The following is a 23708-nucleotide window of genomic DNA, read 5'->3' as shown; positions in this document are numbered from 1 at the left end:
GCGGCAAGTAGATGGATCACGTGTTCTACTCCTGGTCGGCGCAGGCCGAACTGAACCCGATCACCGTCGAGGGTGCCGAGGGGTCGTGGTTCTGGGACGACAAGGGCAATCGGTACCTGGACTTCTCGTCCCAGTTGGTCAACGTCAATCTCGGGCATCAACACCCCGACGTGGTGGCCGCCATCGTCGAACAGGCCCAGGTTCTGACGACCATCTCTCCGACCGTGGCCAACAACAAGCGCAGTGAACTCGCCGCTCTGATCGCCGAACGCGCTCCGGGTGATCTGAAACGGGTGTTCTTCACGACGGGCGGTGCCGAAGCCGTCGAGCATGCGGTGAGGCTGGCGCGCCAGCACACCGGACGCACGAAGATACTTGCCGCCTACCGCTCGTACCACGGCGGAACCGGAGTCGCTATCGGTCTCACCGGCGAGCCGCGGCGATGGGGTACCGAGCCGACCAACGTCGACGTCGTACGCTTCTTCGGGCCGTACCCGTACCGGTCGCCCTGGGGCACAACGACTCCCGAGGACGAGACAGCCGCAGCGCTGGCGCACCTCGAACAGGTCATCGTGCTCGAAGGCGCGCAGAACATCGCCGGACTGATCCTGGAATCGGTCGTCGGTACAAACGGTGTGCTGATCCCGCCGCCCGGATATCTGGCCGGCGTTCGGGCACTGTGCGACAAGTACGGGATCGTCTACATCGCCGACGAAGTGATGGTCGGGTTCGGGCGAATCGGCGAATGGTTCGCGTGCCAGGCCTGGGATGTGACACCGGATCTGATCACCTTCGCCAAGGGCGTCAACTCCGGATACGTGCCCCTCGGCGGGGTCGTGATCTCGGAGAAGATCGCCTCGCAGTTCGACCACAAGCCGTATCCGGGCGGCTTGACCTACTCCGGTCACGTCCTCGGGTGTGCCGCGGGCGTCGCATCCATCGGGGTGTTCGAGCGCGACAAGATCCTTCCTCACGTGCGTCACGTCGGCGAGGACGTACTCGGTGCGGGCCTGTCCAAGCTGGCCGAATCGCATCCGAGCGTCGGTGAGGTGCGCGGCAAGGGATTCTTCTGGGCCGTCGAGCTGGTCAAGGACGGCACGACGCGGGAGCCGCTGGTGCCCTTCGCCGCGTCGGGCAAGGATGCGGCGGCGATGGGCACCGTGACCGCCGCGGCGAAGTCACGGGGTCTGTGGCCCTTCGTCGCAGGCAACCGTCTGCAGATCGCGCCGCCGCTGACGACGACCGAGGACGAGATTCGTCAGGGACTGGAAATCCTCGACGAGGTATTGACGGTGGCGGACGGGTTCACCGTCTGACTCGGGGTCGTGGGCGGAAACTCGACTTCTGCTACGAGGCAGGAGTGGAGCCTGCGGAACGACCCGAAAACACTGCGCGCACGTGCGGCGTCAGCCGCTCTGATCAGAGCACAGCACCGGGGTTGAGGATTCCGGCCGGATCGAGAGCGGTCTTGATTCGCCGGGTCAGTTCCATGACGTCTTCGCCGACTTGATCGGGCAGCCAGGCCTTCTTGAGGCGACCTACGCCGTGTTCGCCGGTGATGGTGCCGCCCAACGAAATTGCCAGATCCATGATGGCTCCGAATGCGACGTTGGCGCGACGGGTCATGTCGGCGTCCTCGGGATCGAAAACGATCAGCGGGTGGGTGTTGCCGTCTCCCGCGTGCGCGATGACGGCAACCAACACGTCGTATTTCTTCGACAGTTCGGCGATCCCGTCGACGAGAGCCGGGAGGGCAGGCAGCGGAACACCGACATCCTCGAGCAGCAGGCTGCCGAGTCGTTCGACCGCCGGAATGGCGAATCGACGTGCGGCAGCGAAGGCCTCACCCTCGTCGGGGTCGTCGGTGGTGAAGACATCCGAGGCTCCGGCCTCGGTGCATGCTGCGGCCATGATGTCGATCTCTCGCCCTCGATCGGCACCGGGGGAGTCGGACCGAGCGATGAGCATCGCAGCTGCCTCGCGGTCGAGTCCCATGTTCATGGCGTCTTCGACGGCACCGATGGACGCACGGTCCATGAACTCGAGCATCGACGGCCGCAGGGTACGGGTGATGGCCAGAATGGCAGTCGTCGCATCGTGCACGGAGGCGAACGAGGCAACCACGGTGCTGGCCGGAGGTTGGGCCGGGATCAATCGAAGAGTGATCTCGGTGATGATGCCCAGGGTGCCCTCGGATCCCACGAAGAGCTTCGCAAGGGACAGTCCGGCAACGTCTTTCAGGCGTGGTCCGCCGAGTCGGACGGCAGTACCGTCGGCGAGGACGACCTCGAGTCCGAGAACGTAATCGGTGGTGACGCCGTACTTCACGCAGCACAGCCCGCCGGCATTGGTGGCCGCATTGCCGCCGATGGAGCACATCTCGAACGACGACGGATCCGGTGGGTACCACAGACCGTGTTCGGCGACTGCTTTCTTGACTTCGGCGTTGAGCAGTCCGGGTTGTACGACGGCTATGCGGGTCACCGGGTCGACGGTGATCTCGCGCATGAGCTCGGTGGTGAGCACTATCCCGCCGTCGACGGCCGTGGCACCACCGGACAGGCCCGAGCCGGCCCCACGCGGGACGACCGCCACCGCGTGTTCGGTGGCCCACCGCATGACGGCTCTGACGTCGTCGGTGGACTGCGCGCGGACCACGGCCAATGGGGTACCCGCGTCGGGGTCCTTGGCCCAGTCGCGTCGGTATCCCTCGGTGATGTCGGGGTCGGTGACCACGGCACCGGCGGGAAGCAGCGCTTCGAGCTCGCTCAGGTGGGCATCTGCATCGGTAGTCACCGACATCCGGTTCTCCTCACGTCGTACATGTGACCGTCGCCACTCGAGTCTGTCACGACTCGCAGTGGGGCGTGAACGAGGACGACTCCGAGAATGTCCGAGTCACATCAGTAACACCAGCCTCAGGCGTTACCAGATCGATGCGTCGTCGACACGCAATGTTGTAGTTCGCAGCGCTAGCGTCCAGCGCAGCGCATCTCGCACCCCATGCGGTGCGGGTCGACAAGGAGGCTGCACGATGATCGATCCCGGAAGTGACTCCTGGAACTATGTGGCGGCGATGTTCTCGTACGAATTCCTCGGGGGCGGAGTCGAATACGACACCATCGAGCGCATTCACCGCGGCGAGGTCGACGAGTGGGTGCACGCGTTGCTGAAATCCGGGATGTTCGAGAGCGCGACCGTCGCGGCCATCGCCGACTCGTGGCGTGCAGCACCCCGCCGACTGTTCGACATGCTCGTCCTCGATGCCGACGAAATGACTGCTCGCCGTTGCTCTCTCGCGTGGTCGTCCCTCGACCGGCTCGCGCCGCTCGCTCGCCTGGGCTGATCACGGGTCGCACAGTCACAAATCACGGTTCACGCACCCAGAATTGTCGTCCCGGAGTCGTCGACCACGATTGCCTGGCTGTCGGTCAGTCCGTGAGTTTCGATCCCCTCGCGTCGCAGACGGCGCAGCGTCGCCCACCCCGAATCCTGCTCGTCCAGCACGGAATCGAGATGCGGGACGACGGAGAAGTCGACGAGACCGAGCCCGCTCCACACCGGATCGATGCCTGCGACCGGCCGTACCGCGTTCGGGTCGTCGGCATCCTCGACCCCGGCCAGCGACGGCGCAGCGACGCACGCTCCCGCGCTGTACCCGCCGTAGGCGATGGTGTCGGCCCGCACGCGCCCGCGGATGACCTCGTCCGCACCGGAACGAGCCATCTGAGCGCGCAACACGAACGTGTTGCCACCGCGGACCCAGACTGCGTCGAACGCTGCCAGGGCGCGCTCGAATGCGGCCGGTCTCCCGGCGAAATCGCGCAGATCCAACTCCGACGGCCGGTATCCCAAGGCGCGTAAGGGCCCGAACTCGCTGCGGAGCGAGGATTCGCGGGCAGCGGCGGGCCAGGCATCGGCCGCATTGGCGATGACGGCGAGATCGGCGGGCGGGCCGGTGAGACGGGCGAACTCGTCGGAATGGCCGCCGAATCGATACGAAGACAAGAACAACCTCACGAGGTCTGCTCCCCGGCGACCCTGGCCATTCCGGATCGAATTGCCTCGGCCACCCGCTCGGGTTCACGCAGGCGACGGGTGACGAACCCCGCCGCGAACTTCAGTCGGTCGCGGTCCCAGCGCGGCACCACGTGCAGATGCAGGTGAAAGACGGTTTGGAATGCGGCGACGCCGTCGTTGATCACCAGGTTTGCACCGTCGGCGCGGAGGTCGGACTCGCGCACTGCGCGCGCCAGCGTGTGCCCGACGCGGAAAACCTCGGCAGCCGGGTCCGGTCCGGTGGAGGTCAGGTCTGCGGAATGCTCGCGCGGAACCACCAGAACATGGCCCCTGCTGATCGGTCGAATATCGAGAAAGGCGACGGTGTGCTCGTTCTCGAACACGCGGTGGGCAGGTGCGTCGCCGGCGACGATGGCACAGAAGATGCAAGATTCCACGATTGTCACTGTAAGGTCCGATCATCACGGATAGACCTGTATGGCGTGCATCACAATTGCTCGCCCTGTAGTCGCGAAATGTCGAAACGGACTCGATTCAGAACGAATCGGACTGTGTTCTGGGTTACCCGCGCTCCATTACCTGTGGCTACTATCAGGAACCTCGTGCCTTGTCGCATGGGTTCGTCCACTCGTCGCAGATTTCGAGCCATTGGCCGATCGGTGGGCACCATTCAACGCAGGAAGACGGAGATTTGGATACATCGCAGAGCACTGAAAAGGGTTCGGGATCCACGACGGTCGTCGGTGTGGTCCGCGAATCGGGGGAAGGTGAGCGACGTGTCGCTCTGGTCCCGAAGATCGTTGCCGCGCTCACGGGCAAGGGCGTCGAGGTCGTCGTGGAATCGGGTGCCGGACTCGGCGCTCTGATCCCGGATGAGCTCTATGTCGCAGCCGGGGCCACGATCGGCGATCCCTGGGGCTCGGAGGTCGTGGTCAAGGTCGCGCCGCCCACCGACGCAGAGATCTCGAGGCTGAAGTCGGGCTCGACGCTCATCGGTTTCCTCGCCCCACGCAATGCCGAGAACAGCATCGGCGCGCTGAAGGCCGCCGGAGTACAGGCGTTCGCGGTCGAAGCCATTCCGCGTATCTCCCGCGCTCAGGTGATGGACGCCTTGTCTTCTCAGGCGAACGTCGCCGGGTACAAGGCCGTTCTGTTGGCCGCGTCGGAGTCCACGAGGTTCTTCCCGATGCTGACCACCGCCGCCGGAACGGTCAAGCCGGCGACTGTGCTCGTTCTCGGTGTCGGTGTGGCCGGCCTGCAAGCCCTGGCCACCGCGAAGCGTCTCGGTGGTCGACCCACCGGCTACGACGTGCGACCGGAGGTAGCCGACCAGGTCCGTTCCGTCGGCGCGCAGTGGCTCGATCTGGGGATCGATGCTGCCGGCGAAGGCGGCTACGCGCGTGAGCTGACCGAGGACGAACGCGTCCAGCAGCAGCGTGCCCTGGAAGAGGCGATCAAGGGATTCGACGTCGTGATCACCACGGCGTTGGTGCCCGGCCGTCCCGCACCGCGTCTGGTGACGGCCGCCGCAGTCGAGGGTATGAAGCCCGGCAGCGTTGTAATCGACCTGGCCGGTGAGACCGGCGGAAACTGCGAACTCACCGAGCCCGGCCAGACCGTCGTCAAGCACGACGTCACCATCTGCTCGCCGTTGAACCTGCCTGCCACGATGCCCGAGCACGCCAGCGAGCTGTACTCGAAGAACATTTCGGCTTTGCTCGAGCTCATGCTGGTCGACGGCGCACTCGCTCCGGATTTCTCCGACGAAGTGCTCGCCGGTGCCTGCGTGACACGTGAGAAGGAGAACTGATGTACACCCCGCTTCTCGCGAACATCGCGATCCTGGTGTTGTCCGGGTTCGTCGGTTTCGCGGTGATCTCCAAGGTGCCGAACACCTTGCACACCCCGCTGATGTCGGGAACCAACGCCATCCACGGCATCGTAGTGTTGGGCGCGTTGGTCGTCCTTGGAAAGGTGCACGACCCGTCCATCGGACTGCAGGTCATCCTGTTCGTCGCGCTGGTGTTCGGAACCGTCAACGTCATCGGTGGCTTCGTGGTCACCGACCGCATGCTCGGCATGTTCAAGTCCAAGCCGGTGCCCGCCAAGACCTCGAAGGGTGCTGACTCCTGATGGACAATCTCGTCAACATTCTCTACATCGTCGCCTTCGGCATGTTCATCTACGGTCTGATGGGTCTGACCGGACCTAAGACCGCCGTGCGGGGCAACCAGATCGCCGCGGTCGGCATGTTCATCGCCGTGGTGGCCACGCTGATATCCATTCGCGACACCGGTAACTGGATCCTGATCATCGTCGGACTCGTCGTCGGCGTGGCGCTGGGAATCCCGCCTGCGCGACGGGTGAAGATGACGGCGATGCCGCAGCTGGTGGCTCTGTTCAACGGCGTCGGCGGTGGCACGGTCGCACTGATCGCGTGGGCCGAGTTCCTCGACACGTCCGGATTCTCGAACTTCAACCACGGAGAGTCGCCGACGGTGCATATCGTCATCGGCTCACTCTTCGCGGCGATCATCGGTTCCATCTCGTTCTGGGGCTCTCTCATCGCCTTCTTGAAGCTGCAGGAAACTCTGCCCGGCTCGCCGATCACCATCGGTAAGTTGCAGCAGCCGCTCAACGCTCTGCTGCTGATCGGCGCTGTGGCCGCTGCAGTGGTCATCGGCATCAACGCCACTCCGGGCGGCGGCGTGTCGCAGTGGTGGATCGTCGCGGTTCTCGTACTGGCAGGCATCCTCGGTCTCACGGTGGTACTGCCCATCGGCGGCGCGGACATGCCGGTCGTCATTTCGCTGCTCAATGCTCTGACCGGTCTGTCTGCTGCGGCTGCGGGTCTGGCGCTCAACAACACCGCGATGATCGTGGCGGGCATGATCGTCGGCGCGTCCGGCACGATCTTGACCAACCTCATGGCCAAGGCCATGAACAGGTCCATTCCGGCGATCGTCGCAGGTGGATTCGGCGGCGGCGACGCGGCTGCAGGCCCGACCGGTGCAGGCGGGGGAACCGCCAAGGCGACCTCGGCGGCAGACGCAGCGATCCAGATGGCCTACGCCAACCAGGTCATCGTCGTGCCCGGCTACGGCCTTGCCGTCGCTCAGGCACAGCATGCCGTCAAGGACATGGCCAAGTTGCTGGAGTCCAAGGGTGTCGAGGTCAAGTACGCCATTCACCCGGTCGCCGGTCGCATGCCGGGACATATGAACGTGCTGCTCGCCGAGGCCGACGTCGCGTACGACGCGATGAAGGAAATGGACGACATCAACGACGAGTTCTCTCGCACCGACGTCACGTTGGTCATCGGAGCGAACGACGTGACCAACCCGGCGGCGCGCAACGATCCGTCGAGCCCGATTCACGGGATGCCGATTCTCAACGTCGATCAGTCGAAGTCGGTCATCGTCCTCAAGCGGTCGATGTCGTCCGGCTTCGCCGGAATCGAGAACCCACTGTTCTTCGCGGAAGGCACGTCGATGCTGTTCGGCGACGCAAAGAAGTCGGTGTCCGAGGTGACCGAGGAGCTCAAGGCCCTCTAGTCGGTCGCCTTCTCGGCCCGGATGGGACGCTTCCGTGTCAACGGAAGCGTCCCATTCTGCGTTGGGCTACGAGGGCAGCGGTATCGAACGGGTTTCGAGCCTCGCGGGCAGCGGCTGCGGGTGAGAAGAGCATCACCACCGAGCACGCCGGCCACCACACGCCCGTGATCAGCAGTGCGCTGACAATCCCGACGGGGGAGACGGACCCGACGACCAGTTGTGCCGCTCCGACAGCGAGGGCGGCGACGGTTCCGAGCCCGAGGATCATCGGCCGCCACGTGGCCGATGCCACCATCGACGCGGCCCCCAACAGCGCTGTGACAGCGACGAGCTGCCCGCTCGGAAGGTCGGTGGCCGTTGTCGACGACGCCGCGAGGTGACGCACCAGAGCTGTGGTCACTTCCGCGCCGACGACGCAGGCAATCACCACCCCGATGCCGTAAGGCAATTTTCGGACCAGGGCGACAACGGTGAGGGCGGCGAGGACGGTCAGCACGGCGGTGACGTCGATCGTGCTCAGTGCTCGCGAGGCCAGGGCGGCAGCCGGGCTCGTGGAGACGGGCCACACCGGTGCCATGTTCGGCACCCACATCAGTAGTACCGACAAGAGCGCCGCGCAGAGGCCCGACACCGTCAGCCGGGTGCGGATCGCCCGTCGGTGCGCTCGCTCGCTCGTGTTCGCCGAACGGCTCTCGTTGCCGGCTCCACGGGGTGACCGGATCGGTCCGCTGTCGAGACTCGGTGATCGCATGGACGCCAGACTGCCGCAGTCGGCTGAGCGTGAGGTGTGAGCATCGTGGGAGCTGGCTGAGCATCTGCGGTAACGGTCGGATCACGACGAAGACGCGTCGATTCCTTGTTGTAGCCGCAACCTAGTAAAGGCGATCTGTCAAATTCCTGGAGTCTGCAAACAGCCGAAAAGCCGAACCAGAAGTAGAATTTGACCCTACAACCAACCGATCGGTCGGAGTGTGTGGTCCAGTGCGGTGTAGAGGAGGCTACTCGACTGCGGCTCCGAGTAGTTGCTCTCGAGTGTCGCACCTCGCCTACCTGGACTTTTGTGCGGAGTTTGTCTCCTGTCACAGTATTTTGAAATGCGAACTATGAATTCGTTGCAAGTCGTTGATCGGATGGGCCGATCTATGTGACTATGGTCACATAGTCCAGTTCACCCTGGGCGAGACCGTCGAAAAGGGCGTAGTTTCAGCCGCATCGGAAAACCGTATTCCCCCGTTACGGCCAAGTTGGTAACGATCTGAACACGGTCTGGTCGGCTCATCGCAACTCGTGAACGGGCATTCGGCACCAACAGAAGTCGGAAACTCGAAGGAGAAGAACATGACCACAATGTCGCAGGGGCAGCTCGATATGGTCCGCGCGTTCTTTTGCAACGAGTTCCAAGCGGACTCGCTGGACCGTACGGTGATGCCGGAGCCCACGGCCGATGCCGTTGCCGAATGGATCGATGCGCTGTCCACCAGTGGACTGTTCGCACCCGCGGAGGTGCACAACATCTCGTCCGTCTGGTGTGCCGAGCCCGAGTCGATGACCGCACTGCTCGTCGGCGAAATCGACGAAATCGCTGTCAAGCGGCACGAGGCCGCAGTCCCGGCCGCTGCCGTTGCTACTCCGGCGCTGATCTCCGCGTTCGGTCGCGCCAGCTGACCGTCTGTGCTCGTGCCACCGGCATCCGTTGGCACCGCTTCGTTACGATCACCCGAACCGGTGATGTCCGTCGGCAACGGTGCCGCACAACGAAGTGAGGGTTTTGTATGGGCGTGGTGGGCTTGGACGAAGATGCAGTGTCGACGTGGATCGCGGAGCTGGGGATAGGCGCAACATCGCCGCTCTCGTTTCAGCGCATCGGTAACGGCCAGTCCAACCTCACGTATGCGGTTCGCGACGCCGGCGGCAGTGCGTGGGTCCTTCGCCGGCCGCCGTTGGGCAAATTGTTGGCGTCGGCTCACGACGTCGTGCGCGAGCACCGGATTCTCTCCGGTCTGCAGAATTCGCCGGTCCCTGTGCCGAAAATGATTGCGATCACGCAGGATCCAGCCGTTTCCGAGGTCCCGTTGGTCCTGATGAGTTTCGTCGACGGGGTCGTCGTCGACTCGGTGTCGGCTGCCGAACAGTTGGACCCCGATCAGCGTCGACGTGTCGGACTCGGTCTGACCGCGGCGTTGTCCGACATACACCGTGTCGACCTCGAGTCGTCGGGTCTTGCCGACCTCGCCGGCCGCAAGCCCTACGCTGCGCGTCAGATCGCGCGGTGGACCACGCAGTGGGACTCCTCCCGAACCCGGGAGGTTCCTGGAATCGACTCGCTCGCAGCACGATTGACGGCCAAGATCCCCGAGCAGCACGAGGTGACGCTGGTTCACGGCGACTTCCATCTGAGCAACGTCATCACCGCTCGAAACGACGGCCGCGTGGTTGCCGTCGTCGACTGGGAGTTGTGCACGCTCGGAGACCCGTTGGCGGATCTGGGTGGTCTGCTCGCCTACTGGCCTCAGGCGGACGACGGGGTTGCCGGTCCTTTCATGGCATCGACTCTGCCCGGTTTCCCTACCCGGGCGGAGCTGGTCGAGTCCTACGCGCACAACACGGGCCGCGATGTGACCGATGCCGGATTCTGGGAAGTGCTGGCGCTGTGGAAGTTGTCGATCATCGCCGAAGGCGTCATGCGCCGGATGGAAGCCGATTCACGCAACCGCGCCGTGGGCGGCGCGCCGACCACCACGCTGATCGACGACATCGTCACCCGAGCGCTGCAGCGCGCCGACGAAATCGGGCTCTAGATTCAGGCGTCTACTGACGTTCCGATCACCAAAGTGCGTGCCGCAGTTTCGATTTCGGAGGGAATGGGGACGGGGCGACGGGAGTTCGCGTCGACGTAGACGTGAACGAACCGTCCCCGAGCGGCCAATGTCAGTGCGTCGTCCTCGGCTTCTCGGAACAAGGCCAGCGAGTAGACGATGCTGCGGGTGCCCAGCTTCTCCACCGCAAGACCGACCTGAAGGCGATCGGGAAAACTGAGCTCGGACAGGTAGCGGCACGAGGTTTCGGCCACGACGCCGATCGCGGGCAGAGTCCTGATGTCCACACCCGTCGTTTCCATGAGCCACCCGTTCACTGCGGTGTCGAAGTATGCGTAATACGTCACGTTATTGACGTGGCCGTAGTGGTCGTTGTCGTCCCATCGGGTCGACACCGGCCACAGCGCCGGGAAATCCGACGCATTCGACAATTCCACGCTGTCCTTCGGCGACTCCGTCATGGCACGACGCTAACCCGTCGCCACGTCGGCAACAAACGCGACCGGATTCGAGGCATCGGAGAGGCTGAGTCCGGGCGAATGCTTCCTCGGTATCGCCGTTGTGACGTAGTCTTTGGTTGGACCGGACCAGTCCGTACCGCTGGTTCTGCGAGTGATCGAAAGGCCGGCGCAGTGGTGATGCCCGTACACCTGAGGGACAGTCAGATCCCGAAGCACGAACAGCTACGCGCAATACTGTTGCACCGCTGCACCAAGGAGCTTTCGCCGGGGGATCTGATGCCGAGCGAGCGTCGGTTGATGGAGGACTACGGCGTCAGTCGCATCACGGTACGCGAGGCGATAGGACAGCTCGTCAACGACGGACATCTGGTTCGGGTACGTGGGAAAGGGACGTTCGTTGCTTCTCGTACCGTGCAGTCGCGGTTGCACCTGGCGTCGTTCTCCGAGGAGATGCGTGCCCAGGGGCTGACGCCGACGACGGTGGTCCTGTTCGCGCGACTCGAAAAGCCCTCGGCAGCAACGATTCGTGCTCTGGGCCTGGTCGACGGTGATCGGACGTACCACATCAAACGGCTACGGCTGGCCGATGCCGAGCCGGTCAGTGTCGACGACGGGTGGTACCGGGCCGAACTCCTTCCGGGGCTGATCGACCACGATCTGAGTCAGTCGGTGTACGAGGCCGTGCGCAACCACTACGGCCTGACCATCGATCGAGCCGAGCAGACCGTCAAAGCGACAGCCGCCGACAGTGACACCTCCACGCTGCTGGGGACCAAACGCGGCGCACCGGTGCTGTACTTCGACCGAGTGTCGTTCAGCGGCGACGAGCCGATCGAGCACACGGAGAGTTGGTACCGGTGCGACCGGTACCAACTCTCGATGGAGGTGCAGGGGGAGCGGCGCACCACGCAGCGCCGCTAGGCTCAGGGCAACACGAACAGCGAGTCACCCTGTGCCACCGACGTTCCGACGGCCGCGCTCGTGACGGCATCGGGCTCGGAGTCCATCAGGACCACGGGAATCACGTCGGAGTATCCGGCCTCCGCGATCGCCGCAGGGTCGTAGGTGATCACGAGATCGCCGGATTGAACCCGATCGCCCTCTGCTGCAACGAGTTCGAAACCCTGGCCCTTCATCTTCACGGTGTCGATGCCGATGTGCACCAGCACTCCCGCCTTGTCGTCGGTGAACACGACGAACGCATGTGGGTGGAGTTTGAGGATCTTGCCGGCTATCGGAGACCGCACCTCGACGGGCCCGCTACCGGCCGCTGGGCGCACGGCGACCCCGGAGCCCACCATCTGCGAAGAGAAGACCGGGTCGGGGACGTCGGCGAGCGAGATGACCTGACCGGCAACAGGACTGAAGATCGTCGAGGTCCCGCTCACAGAATGTCGCCGATGTCCTCGGCGAGGGTGTCGGCCTCCGGGCCGACGATGACCTGCACGGCTGTCCCTTTGTGGAACACTCCGTGCGCACCGGCTGCCTTGAGCGCAGCCTCGTCCACCAGCGACCCGTCCTTGACCTCGGTACGGAGCCGGGTGATGCACGCTTCGATCTCTACGATGTTGTCGGCACCGCCGAGGCCCTTCACGATCGCGTCCGCCTTGGCCATGTTCTGTTCCCGCTTCCTTCTCGTGTGCAGTGGTGTCGGCGAGGTCACATCTCCGGGTTGACATGTGGTCGTCACCTGGCCAAACTACAACTGGTAATGACCGGACAGTACCCCTGATGTCATCCGGTCACAACAGTAGAACTCCCTTGCCGGACCAGCCTCGAAGAGAAGGTCGCCATGACCCTGAAGAAGACGGACTCGGCCGAAGCCGAACCGAAGAAGGAATCCAGATCTCTCGCCGGGTTGCAGCGATTCGGGCGCAGTCTCATGCTGCCCATCGCGGTTCTTCCTGCGGCGGGAATCCTGTTGCGGCTGGGCCAGGACGACCTCCTCGGCAGATTCAGTGCTCTGGGCACCGCGGCGGCCGTCATCTCCGCTGCAGGACAGGCGGTGTTCACCTGGTTGCCCTTGATATTTGCCGTGGGCATCGCCATCGGCTGGGCCAAGAAATCGGACGGCTCGACCGCCCTCGCCGCCGTCGTCGGCTACATGGTGATGAACGGTGTCTTCACCGCGATGTCACCGGTGGTACTGGAAGGCAAAGTCGACGCGAACGGCGATCCGGCCGTGATCGACTACGGCGTGTTGGCCGGCATCGTCATCGGCTTGCTCTCCGCCATTCTGTGGCAGCGGTTCTACCGCCAGAAACTGCCGGATTACCTCGGCTTCTTCAGCGGACGACGTCTGGTTCCCATCCTGACCGCTGTCACCGGCCTCGTCGTCGCCGTCGTCATGTCGTTCGTCTATCCGCTCTTCTACAGCGCACTGAACTGGGTCGGAAACACCGTTGCCGATCACAGTGTGGTGGGTAGCGGGATCTACGGTTTCGCCAATCGCATGCTGATTCCGACGGGACTGCACCACATTCTCAATTCGGTCGTCTGGTTCCTCGTCGGTGATTATCAGGACGCGAGTGGTCAATTGGTGCGTGGCGATCTCAACCGATTCTTCGCGGGAGATCCGTCCGCGGGAGTCTTCATGACCGGCTTCTTCCCCATCATGATGTTCGCTCTGCCTGCCGCTGCATTCGCGATCTATCGCAACGCCAAGCCGTCGCAGAAGAAGATCGTCGGCGGAATCATGTTGTCCACCGGTCTGACTGCGTTCGTCACCGGCATCACCGAACCGCTCGAGTACTCGTTCATGTTCGTCGCCTGGCCGCTCTACATCATCCACGCCGTGCTGACCGGAACCTCCATGGCACTGACCAATGCCCTGGGAATCCATGACGGCTTCTTCTTCTCTGCCGGCGGTATCGACTATCTGTTGAACTACGGAATCGCTACGAAGGCATGGCTTCTCATTCCTATCGGCCTGGTGTATGCGGTGATCTACTACTTCCTGTTCAGCTTCGTCATCAAGAAGTGGAACCTGCGCACCCCCGGCCGCGAGGACGACGCGGTGCTCGAACCCGACCGGGCATGAGCGAATCCATCACGACGACGCTCCGGGGGCGGGTCGTCACACCCGACGCGGTCATCGAGGATGCCGTCGTGGCGTTGTCCGGCGATCGAATCTCCTGGGTGGGTCCGGTGTCGGCGTGGCCCGACGAGGCCCCACCGCAATCGAACTCGACCATCCTGCCGGGGCTGGTCGACGTGCACTGCCACGGCGGCGGCGGGGCGTCGTTCCCGGATTCTGCCCGTGCCGATCTGATGACCGCGGTACGGCACCACCGTGGCCGCGGCACCACCACGATGCTCGCATCGCTGGTGTCGGCATCCCCTGGGCGACTGGTCGAGCAGACGTCGATGCTCGCCGATCTGTACGAGTCGGGGGACATCGCCGGGGTCCACCTCGAAGGGCCGTTCCTGTCTGTTGCCCGCTGCGGAGCGCAGGACCCCGCGTCACTCCGTGGCGGCGACACCGGTCTGCTGGCAGACATCATCGACGCCGGGCGTGGATCGGTACGGTCGATGACACTTGCTCCCGAAGTCGACGGCTTCACGGCCGTCGGACACATGTTGCGAGAGAACGGCATCGTCCCCAGCATCGGGCACACCGACGCCGACGCACGCACCACTCGCAGCGCAATCGAAGCCCTCGGAGAGGGTGCCATCGGTGCCACCCACCTGTTCAACGGGATGCCCACCTGGCATCATCGGTCGCCGGGACCGGTCAGCGAGTGCTTGGCCGCCGCGGCGCGAGGGTCGATGGTGCTCGAATTGATCGGCGACGGAGTACATCTCGCCGACGAGACCGTGCGAGCGGTGTTCGATCTCGTCGGCGGCGGGAACATCGCGTTGGTGTCCGACGCGATGGCCGCGGCGGGAATGGCCGACGGCCGCTACCGGCTCGGGCCGCTGGATGTCACCGTGCACGATTCGGTCGCCCGCCTGTCGCGGGAGAACGATCCCGAGTCGGCCCCGATCGCGGGCGGCACGTCGAGTGTGCTCGACCTGGTACGCCGCGCAGTGCTCGACGCCGGCGTGCCATTGCTCGACGCAGTGCGTGCCGGGGCAACCACCCCGGCAGCATTGATCGGGATCGGGGCCGAAACCGGTTCTCTCGTAGCCGGATCGAGAGCGGACGTGTTGGTGGTCGACGCATCCTTCGAGCCGGTGCAGATCATTCGCGGCGGACGCGCGATCGAGGAGGAAAGTTAGATGGAGATCGTCGTACTCCCCACAGCTACCGACGTGGACCGAACCGCGGCCGACATCGTCGAGCACGTCGTGCGAACCGACTCGGTCCCGGGATCGGGCCCCGTCCTCGGGTTGGCGACCGGGTCGAGTCCCGTCGGCACGTATCGCGAGCTGGCCCGCCGACATCGCGAGGAAGGGCTGTCCTTCGCTGGGTGTCGAGCGTTTCTGCTCGACGAATACATAGGGCTACCCAGAGCTGCTGAGCAGTCGTATTTTTCGTTCATTCGCGAGAACTTCGTGGACCTCGTCGACCTGGACGATTCCGCGGTGTTCTCGCCGGACGGTGAAGCCGTCGACATCGCTGCCGAAGCGCGACGATACGACGCCGCGATCGGGGAGGCCGGTGGTATCGATGTGCAGATTCTCGGCATCGGCACCGACGGACACATCGGCTTCAACGAGCCCGGATCGTCACTTCGGTCGAGAACCCGGGTCAAGACGCTCACCGAACAGACTCGGGTCGACAATGCGCGCTTCTTCCCCTCGCCGGAGGAGGTGCCGCACCACGTGCTGACGCAAGGCCTCGGCACCATCGACGAGGCGGGTCATCTCGTGCTCATCGCTACCGGAGAATCCAAGGCAGACGCGGTGGCCGCGGCCGTCGAGGGGCCGTTGTCGGCACGCTGTCCTGCGTCCGCGATTCAGTGGCATCCACACGTGACGGTACTGGTGGACGAGGCAGCTGCTGCGTCCCTCGCTCTCACGGACTACTACCGCCACGCCTACGCGAACAAGCCCGCGTGGCAGCGCCTGTGAGTCAGCGACGGGAGAATTCCGACGCCCGCTGGATCTGATCGTCGGACGGGCGAACTCCGGTGTAGAGAACGAACTGTTCTGCTGCCTGCAGGGCAATGACCTGTGCACCGGTGATCACCGGTTTGTTCGCCGCACGCGCCGCGGTGATCAGCGGCGTCTCCGACGGCATCGCGACCACGTCGAACACTGCCTGTGCCGCATGGATCTGCGACTCGCTGAAGGGAGTCGAATCGGCAGCGGGGCCGCCCGCCATTCCCACCGGGGTGACGTTCACCAGCAAGTCGGCTCCGACGGACTCGGCCGACCAGTCGTATCCGTACGCCTCGGCGAGAGCCGGACCGGTCGACGTGTTGCGAGCAACCACGGTGCCGCGGGTGAAACCCGAATCCCGCAGTGCGGCAACGACTGCCTTGGCCATACCGCCGCTGCCGGTCACGGCCACCGAACAATCGGTCGAGATACCGCTGGACGCGAGCAGATCGGCCACAGCCTGGTAATCGGTGTTGTAGGCGTGCAGCACGCCCGCCTCGTTGACGATGGTGTTGACCGATGCGATCGCGCTCGCAGATTCGTGCATGACGTCGACCAGCTCGATCACGTCTTCCTTGAACGGCATGGAGACCGCGCATCCCCTGATACCGAGTGCACGGACTCCACCGACCGCGGCCGCGAGATCGGTGGTGGTGAACGCCTTGTAGACGAAGTTCAATCCCAGTTCGTCGTACAGGTAGTTGTGGAAGCGGGTTCCGATATTGCTCGGCCTTCCCGACAGAGACATACAGAGCTGGGTGTCACGGTCGAGAAAGCTGCGCGACGACGTCGTTGCCATTGGCCCGACTTTACCGCCCGCGTTCGCATCGCTGGATCAGCAGCTGGGGGCCACCGAAGCGAGGGCGCGGCGGTCGGCCTCGGTGATCGGCAGCTCGTACTGGGCCGCCACCGACAGATATTTGCCCGCGTAGAAACAGTGGTACGCCGCGTTCGGCGGCATCCACTGCGACGGCGTCTTGTCGCTCTTGCTCTGGTTGTCCGGCCCGTTGACCGCCAGCAGATTGAACGCGATGTCGTTCGCGAATCGAATGCGCTTGTCCGCTGCCCAGCTGTCGGCACCCATGTCCCAGGCGGCAGACAACGGATAGACGTGATCGATCTGGATCTTGCCGGCGTCGGACTTGGTGAACTGCAACCGTTCACCGGAGTAGGGGTCGTCCAGGGAGCCCGAGAGCACCACGCAGTCTCGGGTGCCGGCCTTGAACTCGACTTCGGTCATCGACAGTGCCAGCACGTTGTCGCGGGTTCCACACCCGTCGTGCCCGCCCGGTCCGTCGTAGTCGTCCGTCCACGCCGGTCCGAACACGCACCCTTCACCGCTCTTGCATCCGCGCTCGTACCCACGAGGATCGGGTCGTGCGGCGACGACGGCCACCCGATCCAACAGCGTTTCGATCTGGGCGCGGGTGGGGCTGCCCGGAGCCGGGGGTGGGGGAGCCAATCCCGGTATGTCGGACCGGTCACAGGATTCGAACGTCGCCATGACGATCGCGGCGATCACCAACGCCGCCGCTACCCACAGCTTCTTCACACACGCCCCATCGTGAAACTTCGATCTTGCCGACTCTCGTACCTCGCGACAGCAGTGTGCCGGACGGTACCGACACCGCCCGACACGGTCGGGGTGTCAGCGGACCTCGATGACGACCTTGCCGAGTGCGTGCCCGTTCTCCACGAGCGCAAGAGCCTCGCCTGCGCGGTCGAGTGGAAACGTGTGATCGATGCGTGGACGAAGGACGCCCGTCACGACCAGATCGGCCAATCGGGTGAACGCCGCAGTGGTGCGCTCGCGCACTGCTCCAGACCCACCCCACTGGGCGGCGAGCACCGGGTCGGCCACGCTGACGATCGGAGCGCCGGTCTTCACAGCGGCCGCGCGAAGAGTGTCCCCGCCGACCAGATCGACGATGCCGTGCACCGGCCGCGATATCGACCCGACGTACTCGGGTCCGGACTCGACGAACTCCGCACCGAGGCTCTCGATCCACTCCCGCTTGCCCGAGCTCGCCACCCCGAGAACGTCGATACCGTCGGCACGCGCCAGCTGCAGAACCGAAGAACCCACACCGCCGCCTGCGCCGAGAACGAGAACCGTGTTGCCTGCAGTCAGCGCCAACCCTCGCAGTGCGTCGAAGGCGGTCCCGGCCGCCACCGGCAGTGTCGCCGCGACCGACCAGGACACGGCCTCGGGCTTGTGTGCCGTACCGGCCGCGTTGAGCAGCGTGTACTGCGCATAGCCGCCGTGACCCGACGCCGTCGCCCCGAAGACCTCGTCACCGACCGAGAACCCGTCCACTCCCGAGCCGACGCCCACGACAGTGCCCGACACCTCCCGCCCCAGCACCGCAGGCAAAGTGATCTGCACGGTGTCCTTGCGATTACCCGCCCGCACCTTCCAATCTGCGGGATTCACCCCCGCGGCATGTACCGCCACGAGAAGCTGCCCCGATCCCGGTTCCGCCACGGGGAGGTCCAGAAATGTCTCGGTGTCGGGGCCGCCGTATTCGTCGAAGCCGTACGCGATCATGGGACCACTGTGCCTCATCGGTGCCTCATCGAAGACACATCGGCGCCGGGTATGTCGGTGCGTGCTGGTTGGATGGACCGATGCTGCACGGTCTCTGGTCTCCCGGTGCCGGATTGCTGCTCTGGGACGACGAGATCAGCACCGGAGACGAACCCGACCTACCGGCGACACACTCGCACGTGCTCACCCGCACGTTCCGGCATCGCGCCCGAGTGACGTTTCCCGACTCCACTGGACGCGCCACCCCTCGGGATCCGGTCGAACTGCCGGCGATCGCGCTGGCTCCGCACGATGCGGCCGACCTGTTGCTCCGCACCCCGTCGACCCACCCGCTGATCTCCGGCGACCTCCGGTTCCTGGGTCACGTCGCCCAGGGCATCGAACGGTGGGTCCGGGCCGGACGAGTGGTGCCGGCACTGAAATTGATGGACGGCCAGTGGTGGCCGCGTTGGCGGCTGGTCGGCGGCGAGCGTCAACGCGCCTGGCTCAGCGAGCTCGCTGTTGCGATGCCGTCGGTGCAGCGAGCGAACGAACGACCGAAGAAGCTTCTGGACGACATGGTCGAGGAGCTCACCGACCCGATCGTCAGATCGGTGCTCGGCAAGCCCGACTCCGAGCACCCGTTGCTGTCGGCCCTCGTGCGTGATGATCCGTATCTCGATGGGACGCAAAAGATCTCGACGCTGTTCGACAATTGGCGCGCCAGCCTCACCGTCGACGAACCGGCGCTGGTGCTGCGCCTGCTCGAACCGGACGACCAGGACGGCGAGACGGGTGATGCCGACGGTGCCCCGGACGATGCCGTCGAGTCGTTCTGGATTCTTCAGGTGTGCCTGCGCGCGGACGGGGAGGCGCCGCGTCCGGTCCCGATGAGCCGCAAGGTCGACGCGACCTTGCTGTCGACGGCAGTGCGCAAACTCGGCGAGGCCGTCGCTGCCTACCCGAGGCTGCGTGATCTGCCCACCCAGGAGGGCACCCTCGACCTGTTGTTGCCGACGTCGGTGGTCATCGATCTCGTCGAACACGGTGCCACTGCATTGCAGGCCACCGGCACGACGGTCCTGCTGCCGAGGGCCTGGACCAGGTTGGATCCGTCGATGCGATTGCGGGTCGAGTCACCCGCGGTGACCAAAGCTGCGGCCGATCGTGCCGTCGGTATGGACGAGCTGGTGTCGTACGACTGGCAACTGCAGCTGGGCGACATGGTGCTCACCGAGGCGGAGATGAACCGGCTTGCCGTCTCGAAGGGCGACCTCGTCCGGCTGCGCGGGCAATGGGTGCTCGCCGACGGGGGACAGCTGGCGCGGGCCGCGAAGTACGTCGCCGAGCATCACGGTGACGGGACTGCGCTCAGCACGTTGATGCGTGAGATGACGTTGGCCGATCCGCCTCCGGCTCCGGTCCAGGACATCCGCGCCACCGGCTGGGCGGCAACGTTGCTCGAACCCGGGGCGGTTCCGGAAACCATCCCGGTGCCCGACGGTGTCCGGGCGACTCTGCGGCCCTATCAGCAACGCGGTCTCGACTGGCTCGCGTTCATGAGCCGGCTCGGTCTCGGTGCCGTGCTCGCCGACGACATGGGCCTGGGCAAGACACTGCAGGTGCTCACGCTGCTCGCTCACGAGAACAGTGCGACTCCGACGCTGTTGGTGGCCCCGATGTCGGTGGTCGGTAACTGGCAACGTGAGGCCGCGAAATTCACTCCTGCACTGCGTGTTCTGGTGCACCACGGTCCGACGCGGTTACGCGACGAGGCGCTCGATCGAGCGATCGCGGAGCACGACCTGATCGTCACCACGTACGCATTGATGGCCAAGGACCGCGCGCAGTTGGCCGCACAGACGTGGCGTCGCGTGGTTCTCGACGAGGCGCAGCACATCAAGAATGCAGGCACCGTGCAGGCGAAGGCGGCGCTGGCCATTCCGGCCGATCACAAACTGGCGCTCACCGGGACGCCGGTGGAGAACCGGCTGGACGAGCTGAGGTCCATTCTGGATTTCGCGAACCCGGGCATGCTGGGGCGGCCGTCGGACTTCCGGAAGCGGTTCTCGGTCCCGATCGAGCGGGAGAACGACGAGAACGCGGTCTCGCGGCTGCGTGCCATCACGTCTCCGTTCATTCTGCGTCGCGTCAAGACCGATCCCACGGTCATCTCTGATCTGCCGGAGAAGAACGAAATGACCGTGCGCGCCAACCTCACTGCCGAGCAGGCGGCGTTGTACAAGGCCGTCGTCGACGAGATGATGGCCCAGATCGCGGACGCGAAGGGCATGAAGCGCAAGGGTGCGGTGCTCTCGGCCCTCACTCGCCTCAAACAGGTGTGCAATCACCCCGCGCATTTCCTGTCCGACGGTTCGGCGGTACTCAAGCGAGGTCAGCACCGTTCCGGAAAGATCGGATTGGTGGAGGACATGCTCGATTCCGTTCTCGGTGACAACGAGAAGGCGTTGTTGTTCACGCAGTTTCGAGAGTTCGGTGAGCTCGTGGCACCGTATTTCGCCGAGCGTTTCGGAGTTCAGGTGCCGTTCCTGCACGGCGGCGTGAGCAAGGGCAAGCGCGATGAGATGGTCGAGAAGTTCCAGAGCGACGACGGTCCGCCGATCATGATGCTCTCGCTCAAGGCCGGTGGTACCGGGCTCAATCTCACTGCCGCCAATCATGTTGTGCACCTAGATCGTTGGTGGAATCCGGCGGTGGAGAACCAGGCGACCGACCGCGCTTTCCGTATCGGCCAGCGCAAGAATGTGATGGTGCGCAAGCTGCTGTGTGTGGGCACCGTGGAGGAACGCATCGATTCGATGCTGGTGTCGAAGCAGGATCTGGCGGATCTGGCGGTGGGCACCGGTGAGAGCTGGGTGACCGAGATGGACACTGCGGAACTGCAGGAACTGTTTCGTCTCAGCGAAGACGCGGTGGGGGAGTGATGGCCGACTTCTCGCAGTACGGCAAGCGTCGACAAGCCAAGGGCGGCATCGAGTCTCGTAACAAGCGGGGTGCCTTCGGGCAGACGTGGTGGGGCAGGCACTTCGTCGCCGCGATGGAAGATCTGGCCGATCCGGGCCGGATCGCACGGGGCCGGACCTATGCCCGCCAGGGGCAGGTGCTCACTCTCGGCGTCGAACGCGGGCAGATCTACGGTGAGGTGCAGGGCAGTCAGCTCGAGCCGTTCTCGGCGTCGGTCAGCGTGGAGCCGCTCACCGAAGGCGAGGTGGCCGCGCTCGTCGGCCGAGTGCGATCCAACCCCGGCATGCTGGCGGAACTCGCGTCCAACGCGATTCCTCAGGCGCTGGCGTCGGTGCTGCTTCCCCACGACAAGGGGCAACTGGATTTCGACTGTTCGTGCCCCGACGACGGGTGGCCGTGCAAACACGCGGCAGCGCTGATGTACATCGCCGCCGAGCACATCGACGCGTCCGCGGGGACGATCCTGACACTGCGCGGTGTCGATCTGGATCAGTTGATCGAGGGGGTCGGCGACAGCGACGAGGAGTTCGACCCGGACGACTGGTTCGGCGATCGTGCGGCGTTCCCCGAACTCCCCAAGGTGTCGTTCGCTCCGGCGACGGACGATCTCGATCCGCTGATCCTGCGCAGAATCTTTCGCGCCGACGGTTCGACGGAGGCGGAAGTCAGCCGGGCCTGCGCTGATCTGCGCGCGTTCTACGACCGGATGTGACCGCTCCTGGACTTACATGGACATCCGACTATAGGATGAGCGTACTTAATTCCACGCTCGAGGACGGACACCCATGGCTCGCGAACTCACGCACTTCATCGGCGGCAAGCATGTCGCCGGCACCTCCGGACAGTTCGGGGATGTGTTCGATCCCAATACCGGTGAGGTGCAGGCCCGGGTGCCCCTGGCCGACGTATCCGAGGTCGAGGCCGCCATCGCCGACGCCGAGCAGGCGCAGCGTGAGTGGGCGAAGTGGAACCCGCAGCGGCGCGCTCGGGTGCTGATGAAGTTCCTCGCGCTCGTCACCCGCGACACCGAAGAACTCGCGCGGCTGCTCTCGTCGGAGCACGGCAAGACCATCGCCGACGCCAAGGGCGACATCCAGCGTGGCGTCGAGGTCGTCGAGTTCGCCGTCGGTGTTCCGCACCTGCTCAAGGGTGAGTACACCGAGGGTGCGGGTGGCGGTATCGACGTCTACTCGATGCGTCAGCCGCTCGGTGTCGTTGCCGGTATCACCCCGTTCAACTTCCCGGCGATGATTCCGCTGTGGAAGGCCGGCCCGGCCATCGCCTGCGGTAACGCCTTCATTCTCAAGCCGTCCGAGCGGGATCCGTCCGTGCCCCTCAAGCTCGCCGAGCTGTTCCTCGAGGCAGGTCTGCCGCCGGGCGTGTTCAACGTCGTCAACGGCGGCAAGGATGCCGTCGACGTGCTGCTCACCGACGATCGCGTCAAGGCGATCGGCTTCGTCGGATCGACGCCCATCGCGCAGTACATCTACGAGACGGCGGCGCAGCACGGCAAGCGCGCACAGTGCTTCGGTGGAGCGAAGAACCACGCATTGGTGATGCCCGATGCCGATCTCGACGAGGTCGCCGACGCTCTGCTCGGAGCCGCATACGGTTCGGCCGGCGAGCGATGCATGGCGATTTCCGTCGCGGTTCCCGTCGGTGAGGAGACCGCCGACGCGTTGGTCGCCAAACTGACCGAGCGAGTGGCGAAACTGAAGATCGGCCGCAGCGACGACGAGACCGCGGACTTCGGCCCGCTCGTCGGTAGCGATGCGTTGAAGCGCGTCAACGACTACACCCAGATCGGTGTGGACGAGGGTGCCGAGTTGGTCGTCGATGGACGCGGATTCAGTCTCGAGGGCCACGAGGGCGGATTCTTCGCCGGCGCAACGCTGTTCGACAAGGTGACCACCGACATGCGCATCTACAAGGAAGAGATCTTCGGACCGGTCCTGATCGTCGTGCGCGCGAAGGACTACGAGGACGCGCTGCGTCTGCCGTCCGAACACGAGTACGGCAACGGCGTCTCGATCTTCACCCGCGACGGCGACACCGCTCGCGACTTCTGCTCCCGCGTCCAGGTGGGCATGGTGGGAGTCAACGTGCCGATTCCGGTGCCGATCGCGTACCACACGTTCGGTGGCTGGAAGCGTTCGGGATTCGGCGATCTCAACCAGCACGGACCGGATTCCATCCGCTTCTACACCAAGACCAAGACCGTCACCCAGCGTTGGCCGTCGGGCACCAAGGAAGCAGCTGCGCAGAATCACTTCGTCATTCCGAACATGGACTGATCGAC

At 64.7% G+C, this 23708-nt stretch carries 24 protein-coding genes; 14 read left to right on the top strand and 10 right to left on the bottom strand.

Features of this window, described 5'->3' with window-relative positions:
- The first annotated feature begins 11 nt into the window (after positions 1-11).
- Positions 12-1316: an aspartate aminotransferase family protein gene (locus AB0O58_RS21865; protein ID WP_366238770.1), complete on the top strand. Its 1305-nt coding sequence runs from the start codon at positions 12-14 to the stop codon at positions 1314-1316.
- A gap of 103 nt (positions 1317-1419) precedes the next feature.
- Here AB0O58_RS21865 and AB0O58_RS21860 read toward each other — a convergent pair whose 3' ends face one another.
- The gene (locus AB0O58_RS21860; protein ID WP_032368798.1) at positions 1420-2802 is read right to left on the bottom strand and encodes an FAD-linked oxidase C-terminal domain-containing protein; all 1383 of its coding nucleotides are present in this window, start codon (positions 2800-2802) and stop codon (positions 1420-1422) included.
- 232 nt (positions 2803-3034) lie between these two features.
- Between AB0O58_RS21860 and AB0O58_RS21855 the strand changes: the two genes are divergently transcribed.
- Positions 3035-3346 (top strand): hypothetical protein, encoded by a 312-nt coding sequence (locus AB0O58_RS21855; protein ID WP_027497947.1) that lies wholly within the window; start codon positions 3035-3037, stop codon positions 3344-3346.
- Positions 3347-3375: 29 nt separating this feature from the next.
- Here AB0O58_RS21855 and AB0O58_RS21850 read toward each other — a convergent pair whose 3' ends face one another.
- Positions 3376-4020 (bottom strand): Type 1 glutamine amidotransferase-like domain-containing protein, encoded by a 645-nt coding sequence (locus AB0O58_RS21850; protein WP_310184153.1) that lies wholly within the window; start codon positions 4018-4020, stop codon positions 3376-3378.
- Positions 4017-4457: an HIT family protein gene (locus AB0O58_RS21845; RefSeq protein WP_310184151.1), complete on the bottom strand. Its 441-nt coding sequence runs from the start codon at positions 4455-4457 to the stop codon at positions 4017-4019. Before AB0O58_RS21845 ends, AB0O58_RS21850 begins: the two co-directional genes overlap by 4 nt.
- Positions 4458-4711: 254 nt before the next feature.
- Between AB0O58_RS21845 and AB0O58_RS21840 the strand changes: the two genes are divergently transcribed.
- Genes AB0O58_RS21840 through AB0O58_RS21830 form a run of 3 tightly spaced genes read left to right on the top strand, consistent with a single transcriptional unit; the run spans position 4712 to position 7574 of the window.
- The gene (locus tag AB0O58_RS21840; protein ID WP_032391964.1) at positions 4712-5830 is read left to right on the top strand and encodes a Re/Si-specific NAD(P)(+) transhydrogenase subunit alpha; all 1119 of its coding nucleotides are present in this window, start codon (positions 4712-4714) and stop codon (positions 5828-5830) included.
- Entirely contained in the window at positions 5830-6153 is a 324-nt protein-coding gene (locus tag AB0O58_RS21835; RefSeq protein WP_027497943.1) for an NAD(P) transhydrogenase subunit alpha, read from the top strand. The genes AB0O58_RS21840 and AB0O58_RS21835 overlap by 1 nt, the downstream gene beginning before the upstream one ends.
- Complete coding sequence (locus AB0O58_RS21830) at positions 6153-7574, top strand: NAD(P)(+) transhydrogenase (Re/Si-specific) subunit beta (protein WP_167327483.1); 1422 nt, start codon at positions 6153-6155, stop codon at positions 7572-7574. The genes AB0O58_RS21835 and AB0O58_RS21830 overlap by 1 nt, the downstream gene beginning before the upstream one ends.
- A gap of 37 nt (positions 7575-7611) precedes the next feature.
- Here the strand turns inward: AB0O58_RS21830 and AB0O58_RS21825 are convergent, their stop codons facing one another.
- Positions 7612-8325: a hypothetical protein gene (locus tag AB0O58_RS21825; RefSeq protein ID WP_366238769.1), complete on the bottom strand. Its 714-nt coding sequence runs from the start codon at positions 8323-8325 to the stop codon at positions 7612-7614.
- A gap of 587 nt (positions 8326-8912) precedes the next feature.
- Between AB0O58_RS21825 and AB0O58_RS21820 the strand changes: the two genes are divergently transcribed.
- Both AB0O58_RS21820 and AB0O58_RS21815 read left to right on the top strand, forming a co-directional pair.
- On the top strand, positions 8913-9239 hold the full coding sequence (locus AB0O58_RS21820; protein WP_143547154.1) for a hypothetical protein: 327 nt from the start codon (positions 8913-8915) through the stop codon (positions 9237-9239).
- A 107-nt stretch (positions 9240-9346) separates the two neighbouring features.
- Positions 9347-10372: a phosphotransferase family protein gene (locus AB0O58_RS21815; RefSeq protein ID WP_032365558.1), complete on the top strand. Its 1026-nt coding sequence runs from the start codon at positions 9347-9349 to the stop codon at positions 10370-10372.
- Positions 10373-10374: 2 nt separating this feature from the next.
- Here AB0O58_RS21815 and AB0O58_RS21810 read toward each other — a convergent pair whose 3' ends face one another.
- A complete protein-coding gene (locus AB0O58_RS21810) occupies positions 10375-10851 on the bottom strand; it encodes a thioesterase family protein (protein ID WP_027497940.1) in 477 nt (158 codons plus the stop codon).
- A 177-nt stretch (positions 10852-11028) separates the two neighbouring features.
- Between AB0O58_RS21810 and AB0O58_RS21805 the strand changes: the two genes are divergently transcribed.
- Complete coding sequence (locus tag AB0O58_RS21805; RefSeq protein ID WP_094732969.1) at positions 11029-11772, top strand: GntR family transcriptional regulator; 744 nt, start codon at positions 11029-11031, stop codon at positions 11770-11772.
- 2 nt (positions 11773-11774) lie between these two features.
- Here the strand turns inward: AB0O58_RS21805 and AB0O58_RS21800 are convergent, their stop codons facing one another.
- Together AB0O58_RS21800 and AB0O58_RS21795 are read right to left on the bottom strand one after the other, a co-directional pair.
- Entirely contained in the window at positions 11775-12239 is a 465-nt protein-coding gene (locus AB0O58_RS21800; RefSeq protein WP_032365560.1) for a PTS glucose transporter subunit IIA, read from the bottom strand.
- On the bottom strand, positions 12236-12466 hold the full coding sequence (locus tag AB0O58_RS21795; protein WP_027497937.1) for a glucose PTS transporter subunit EIIB: 231 nt from the start codon (positions 12464-12466) through the stop codon (positions 12236-12238). Before AB0O58_RS21795 ends, AB0O58_RS21800 begins: the two co-directional genes overlap by 4 nt.
- Before the next feature lie 177 nt (positions 12467-12643).
- On the opposite strand from AB0O58_RS21795, the gene AB0O58_RS21790 reads away from it, so the two are divergent.
- Genes AB0O58_RS21790 through nagB form a run of 3 tightly spaced genes read left to right on the top strand, consistent with a single transcriptional unit; the run spans position 12644 to position 15867 of the window.
- Complete coding sequence (locus AB0O58_RS21790; RefSeq protein WP_032365561.1) at positions 12644-13891, top strand: PTS transporter subunit EIIC; 1248 nt, start codon at positions 12644-12646, stop codon at positions 13889-13891.
- Complete coding sequence (locus tag AB0O58_RS21785; protein ID WP_366238768.1) at positions 13888-15072, top strand: amidohydrolase family protein; 1185 nt, start codon at positions 13888-13890, stop codon at positions 15070-15072. Before AB0O58_RS21790 ends, AB0O58_RS21785 begins: the two co-directional genes overlap by 4 nt.
- Positions 15073-15867, top strand: a complete 795-nt coding sequence (nagB, locus tag AB0O58_RS21780; RefSeq protein WP_032401267.1) for a glucosamine-6-phosphate deaminase — start codon at positions 15073-15075, stop codon at positions 15865-15867.
- 1 nt (position 15868) lies between these two features.
- Here the strand turns inward: nagB and AB0O58_RS21775 are convergent, their stop codons facing one another.
- From AB0O58_RS21775 to AB0O58_RS21765, 3 genes are all read right to left on the bottom strand, one after another.
- Positions 15869-16696, bottom strand: coding sequence for a shikimate 5-dehydrogenase (locus tag AB0O58_RS21775; RefSeq protein WP_094695834.1), 828 nt, complete (start codon positions 16694-16696; stop codon positions 15869-15871).
- A 36-nt stretch (positions 16697-16732) separates the two neighbouring features.
- Positions 16733-17401: an HNH endonuclease family protein gene (locus AB0O58_RS21770; protein WP_080736591.1), complete on the bottom strand. Its 669-nt coding sequence runs from the start codon at positions 17399-17401 to the stop codon at positions 16733-16735.
- Between the two features lie 144 nt (positions 17402-17545).
- Positions 17546-18445 (bottom strand): NADP-dependent oxidoreductase, encoded by a 900-nt coding sequence (locus tag AB0O58_RS21765; RefSeq protein ID WP_094643559.1) that lies wholly within the window; start codon positions 18443-18445, stop codon positions 17546-17548.
- A gap of 80 nt (positions 18446-18525) precedes the next feature.
- On the opposite strand from AB0O58_RS21765, the gene AB0O58_RS21760 reads away from it, so the two are divergent.
- The 3 genes from AB0O58_RS21760 (at position 18526) to AB0O58_RS21750 (ending at position 23703) form a co-directional block, all read left to right on the top strand.
- Positions 18526-21369 carry a DEAD/DEAH box helicase gene (locus AB0O58_RS21760; protein WP_366238767.1) on the top strand — a complete coding sequence of 948 codons (2844 nt, stop codon included), beginning with the start codon at positions 18526-18528 and terminating at the stop codon, positions 21367-21369.
- A complete protein-coding gene (locus AB0O58_RS21755) occupies positions 21369-22121 on the top strand; it encodes an SWIM zinc finger family protein (RefSeq protein ID WP_032368786.1) in 753 nt (250 codons plus the stop codon). Before AB0O58_RS21760 ends, AB0O58_RS21755 begins: the two co-directional genes overlap by 1 nt.
- 73 nt (positions 22122-22194) lie before the next feature.
- Positions 22195-23703, top strand: a complete 1509-nt coding sequence (locus tag AB0O58_RS21750) for a CoA-acylating methylmalonate-semialdehyde dehydrogenase (protein WP_032406296.1) — start codon at positions 22195-22197, stop codon at positions 23701-23703.
- The last annotated feature ends 5 nt before the right edge of the window (positions 23704-23708 follow it).

Origin of the sequence: Rhodococcus sp. NPDC080181, from assembly GCF_040702225.1 — a bacterium.
GTDB lineage: Bacteria > Actinomycetota > Actinomycetes > Mycobacteriales > Mycobacteriaceae > Rhodococcoides > Rhodococcoides fascians.
Note: the sequence above shows the minus strand (reverse complement) of the source record. Positions and strands in the feature narration are given on the sequence as shown.